Source organism: Micromonospora sp. NPDC005174 (assembly GCF_040608495.1).
Classification (GTDB): domain Bacteria; phylum Actinomycetota; class Actinomycetes; order Mycobacteriales; family Micromonosporaceae; genus Micromonospora.
This window is the reverse complement of sequence record NZ_JBEXIJ010000064.1, coordinates 1-4898: the sequence shown is the minus strand read 5'-3', so window position 1 is coordinate 4898 and position 4898 is coordinate 1. Positions and strand designations below refer to the sequence as shown.

Here is a 4898-nt window from a genome sequence, read left to right as displayed (position 1 = left end):
CCATCTTCCGACGCCAGCACCAAGCGGAAGCCAAGATCAGCCATTACGCCCGACAAGCCCTCATCGAGCCCTGAAACGGATCTCCTGCTGGAGTACTAGACGACATCACCGGTGGTGACGAGAAACGGACCTACGCCCTCCGCCGGGTCCTGGAACAGCTCGCCCACAGCGAAAACCCCCTGCTTCGCGAGATGGCCACCGCGGTGCAACATGGCCAACTCACCTTGCGCCAAGCATTCACAAGCCCGACCTACGGTGCCGAGCTGACAGCACCCTTTGAGAGCTTTTGGAATGCGTACCAGGAGATGACCCCTGAAGAGCGCGAAGACCTCGCGTCTCGCTCCTCGCTGCCAGAGTGACACCTCGTATTGCCTGACTCTGCCTGCGGAAGCGCCCGCGAATCAGCCAGGGGGCCGGTGCAGCTGAGTCGAGCCTGAATCCTTCTCCTGCTGGCTGCAGCATGGCACCCGCCTCCCCTCAACTGCGCGCCAAGCCATTCCGTCGGCCTTCGGCCGCACTCTGATGGAGCGCGTGGAGTCTGGGTGGCCAAGGTGAGCACCTCACTGCCTGAACGACCCTTACCAGGCAGGCCCCCTCGGCTTAGCCCGGCCGAGGGTTGTCGGGATGGCACAACGAGCCCAGGGACGCCCGAGCACCCCGCCGGAGGCGCATACTCCCCGGCGAGAACTCGTGACTGCTTGCACCAGGACGCTGGGGAAAGTCGCAGGCCAGAGCAGCGGCCACCCCCTCTGGGGGTACTCCCTCGCCCATAAATCCTCTACCAGAGGTTGACGATTTTAAAGGTAGATGTGTAAGGTACTAAAAATGGGCCGGGTTTCCCCCTGCCCAAGTCGTCGGCGTGTCACGCTACCGCCGCCCACTTCTCTGTGGTCTCCTCTGCACAAGACATGGAAGGCGCGTCCGTTGCCTCGGACGCGCCTCGCAACTCCATGCCTTGCCTTTCAGGATGCAAGGGGAGGAAGCGCACGTAGTGTGGTGGAACAACAAGCGCAAGAAGCCTCGCCGTGGTCAACCGGCGGCTGCCCAGCGGTGGGACCGGCTGCTGTGGCTCCTGGTCGCACTGTCCGCGTTCATGACCGTCATGGCTGACATCTTGGATGCCGCTGGACGGATCATGACGCGGTTGTAACTCCCGGCAAGATGGAGCCCCGGACTTTTCCTGATCAAGGCGGTCCGGGGCTTCGTCCTATGTCGCGCCGCCGGCAGGCTATTACCAGCGATCTGGTGGCCGAAGGCCAGAGGCGCGGCAGCGGGCTCTCGGCCGGCCCAGACTCGGCGCGGCCGAGTGGCCTGCCAACCGGGCCGCCTCAAGACGTACAGAGAGTCGGCGTGGTCGTGCTACTCGCAAGCTCTCTGAAGTAGTTCGACCGCGACAAAAATCTGCTGTTCGGGGCCGGGTCGGCTCGGTCGCCACTCAGCAAGTACGGGTCTGACGGCCTTGACGAGTCCGGCGAGTTCCTGGTCAGTTGCTGGCTCGGGTAGTGCTTCAAGGGCCGCCACTGCGACCACGGTTGCCTGATACCGGTAAGCATTAGTCGGAGTGTCTTGCCAGCCAGGCGACTTACGCCACTCCTGCACACGCTGCCGCACCTCGGCTGCTGCGGTCCGGATGACGGCCGCTCGCTGTCGAGGGCTGAGTTCGGTGCGGGCGTACAGATCGTCGGCGGGTTCCTGCGGCGGCGTGTCGGCGTCGCGCATGGCGGCGATCGTACCGCTGCCATGATCGGGATTGCTCGCCCGCGTGCTCAGCGAGGATGACGATCAGCCAGCGGTGTTGTTCCACTCCGGGGCAAGAATCGAGTAGAGCTGGGAGTCGCGCCACGCGCCGTTGGTGAAGACGTGATCGCGTAGGCGGCCTTCGTATTGCATCCCGAGCCTCTTCGCAACGCCGATGGAGGAGGCGTTGTCGGGGCCGATAGCTGCGGTGATGCGGTGGAGCTTCAGCTCTCGAAAGCCGTAGTCGATGATCGTTCGGGCTGCGTCGGTGGCGTAACCATGGCCCCAGTGTTCCGCTCCGATGGCGTAGCCGAGCTTGGCGGCCTGGTGCCCGGTAAGTCCGAGGCGGGCGAAGCCGATCATGCGATCGGAGGTGTCAGCGACCGCTAGGTAGTACTCGTTGCGCGGGTCAAGCTGCGCGCGGCTTACTGCTCCCTCAACCATGGCGACAGTGGCGGCCTGGTCGCGGCTGTCGAACGAGAGCCATTGCGTGACCCGGTCGTCACCGACGATCGCCAAGGCGTCGGCCGCGTCATCGGGTCGCAGTTCGCGAAGGGTGATGACGCGGCCGGGGATGGCGATCGGGTACATGTGGTGATGGTGCCTTATCGAGGAAGGGCGTTGGCAGGCGTGTGCGTGAAGTGCTCGATGCCATCGATGAGGTCACGAGCGTCATTGGCGTGGCCGGCACGGGTGATGGCCTGGTGGACACGACGGACCGAGTGGATGACGCCGTTGATGCGCTGATCGGCGGGAAGATCGAGCACGGGGGCGATGGCATCCGCGGCGGCATCGAGCTCTCCGCTCGAGACGCGGGCAATGGCGAGGTTGGTGTGGGAGCCGGCCTGGTCGCCGAAGGCCCACGCCGGGTCGTAGCGGTCGGAGTATGCCTGGACGGCACGCAGGGCGTAGCGCTCGGTGGCGTCGGCTTCCCCGGGCAGCCAGGCCAGGGCGTCGCTGGCGTAGTAGAGCGTGCGGGGCTGGTTGAAGGTGCAGATGCCGCCGATTTCGTCCATCTCGTCGGGGCGTACCCGTGACCAGGCCTCCTCCGCCTCGGCGATGGCGGCCTTGGCCTGTTCCGCGTTACCGAGTGCGGCGTAGGCGCGTGCAGCGCTGACGGGCAGCCAGACGGCGGAGGTGCCCCCTGCTTGGATCGCATACTCGCGTCCGGCCTCGGCGTAACGAACGGCCTCGGCATACCGACCAGCCCAGTAGGCGACCAGCGACTGAAGTCCGCGGAGCCAGGCCTGCAAACCGGGGTGGCCGGACTGGTCGGCGCAGAGGACAGCGGTTCGGGCTTGCAGCATGGCGGAGTGCGGGTCGGCCATGTCGTGCGAGACCTTGGCAAGTAGGCCGCTGGTGATGCCGGCGAGGAAGTGCAGGTCACGTGATTGGGTCGGCTGTTGGCGACGTTCGAGCAGCGAAAACAGGGTGTCCTGAGTTTCGGCTAGGTCCGGCAGGATTTGGCTGACTGGTCGCTGCGGGTAGGCGAGGGCGAGGCGTTGCACGTCCTCGGTGAGCTGGTCGATGGCTGCCGGCGAGGTGGCTTCTGCGGCGAGCATTGCATACTGGCGGGCGCGTTGTGCGGCCATGGCGAGGAGGTTCCTTTCCGGGCCGGCGCCGGTGGGCTCGACGATGAGCTGTCGGGCCGGCGCAGGGGTCAACTGGTGGGATGCCCAGGGGCGCTGCAATTCATCGACCGGCTTGCCGAACATGGCCTGCAAAGCCCGCCGTGTGGCGGGGGTTGATGAGGCCAGGTCCCGTTCGCCGCGGGCCAGCCGCCCGAGGTGCCGCGCGCTGATCGCCGCGCGGGGGTCCATGCGGCTGAACTCGTCGGCCAGTTCCTCGTACGTACGGTCGCTGCACTGGATCAGGTACTCCAGGACGGTTCGAGGTTCGCGGCGATCTCGGGCCATCGTCGACGCCTTCCTGATGGGCTATCTCCACGCTCACTTACGTGAGGTCCTGAACACAACGCAGGTCCTCATGGTGTCCGCCCGAGGTCCGTCAGAGGTGCTGTTTCGGTCCTCGATCGGTCTCCGCAACCGGGTGTTCTATCTCCACCATGGACGTCTCACCGACCGCAATTGTGCATGTACTCACCGCTGAGATGCACGTGGCAAAACGGCACCGGGCCGCTCGTGCCCGTGTCGATCCGAGTGCGGACGCAGCCGGGGGCGGTATCCGGGTCCTCAAGTGCGTGGGCGAGGGGCGATCGGGTGGGGCGACGCACCACGCTTCACGGACCGACGTCTCCTGCTCAGGTTGCGAGGGCCGTGGATGGAAGATGGCCAGTCCTCGGCGGTCGCTTCGCGCGCCGAGTGATCCGGACCGGCTGCAACGGCGGGATTGCCCTGACTGCGCCGGCACCGGTAAGCACCAGCGATCAGCGGCATTTGTCGTAGCGGTTGCATCCTGAGCAGGGCACCGGAGCAGGTGCAGGCAGGCGATTCGCGGTGTCGGCCGTGGCCACAGCCCGCCTGCTTCGGTGCCCATCCACTGATCGAAGGCGGGCGGTGATGGTTCCAAAGCCGGGCGACGTTCTGCACGTCGGCAACGGTGCGTCGGTGCAGTTCGGCGGGGATCGCTCGCTGATCTTCCGAGTCATCAAAGTCTGCGACCGGCCGACTTACGACGGCTGGGTCTGGCTGACCGGCTACTCACTCGACCGCGCCGGCAATGCGGTCGATCGGCGAGAGGTCTTCGTGCAGCGCGCCGGCTTGCGACTGATCACTCCGGCGGCTGCTCCCGCCGCGGCGCGCGCACTCCCCGCTCCCCCAGGCCACGCTGGGCGGAGCGGGACGAGTCGGAAGGCCGGCACGACGGTTTCAACTTCGAGGAGGTTGCGGTGACCATGCATTCGGTTGGCGTCTTCCGGGCAGCGTCACGCTTGGCCCGGCTCTGCCCGGAGCAGGTGAAGCGAATCCGGTTCCGTCGCACCAACTTCGGGCGACGCGGCTTGGCTGAGGAACAGGTCTACGGTTTTCTCCGTGCCGTGGTCGACGAGCTGACCGCGCGGGATGGCGTAGAAGCTGGCCTTCGAGCCGAGAATGCCCGCTTGAAGATCGCTCTGAGAGGGCGTTTCACATTGCTGTCAGTCGGGTGTGTCGAAGGTGAGGCGTTGTTGGCGGGTGGCGGGTTCGCCTCGGGCGAGGCGGCGG

The 4898-nt window shown here is 66.1% G+C and carries 5 protein-coding genes; 2 read left to right on the top strand and 3 right to left on the bottom strand.

All coding sequences use genetic code 11. From position 1 onward, the window contains the following. Positions 1-1359 precede the first annotated feature (1359 nt). The 3 genes from ABZU91_RS32665 to ABZU91_RS32655 form a co-directional block, all read right to left on the bottom strand. Entirely contained in the window at positions 1360-1719 is a 360-nt protein-coding gene (locus tag ABZU91_RS32665) for a hypothetical protein (RefSeq protein WP_355249141.1), read from the bottom strand. Positions 1720-1782: 63 nt separating this feature from the next. Further along, positions 1783-2328 (bottom strand): GNAT family protein, encoded by a 546-nt coding sequence (locus ABZU91_RS32660; protein WP_355249138.1) that lies wholly within the window; start codon positions 2326-2328, stop codon positions 1783-1785. Between the two features lie 14 nt (positions 2329-2342). Further along, on the bottom strand, positions 2343-3653 hold the full coding sequence (locus ABZU91_RS32655) for a hypothetical protein (RefSeq protein WP_355249135.1): 1311 nt from the start codon (positions 3651-3653) through the stop codon (positions 2343-2345). Between the two features lie 603 nt (positions 3654-4256). On the opposite strand from ABZU91_RS32655, the gene ABZU91_RS32650 reads away from it, so the two are divergent. Together ABZU91_RS32650 and ABZU91_RS32645 are read left to right on the top strand one after the other, a co-directional pair. After that, entirely contained in the window at positions 4257-4589 is a 333-nt protein-coding gene (locus ABZU91_RS32650; RefSeq protein ID WP_355249133.1) for a hypothetical protein, read from the top strand. Positions 4590-4591: 2 nt separating this feature from the next. Continuing rightward, on the top strand, positions 4592-4898 hold a 307-nt coding region (locus tag ABZU91_RS32645), incomplete at its 3' end, for a DivIVA domain-containing protein (RefSeq protein WP_355249144.1).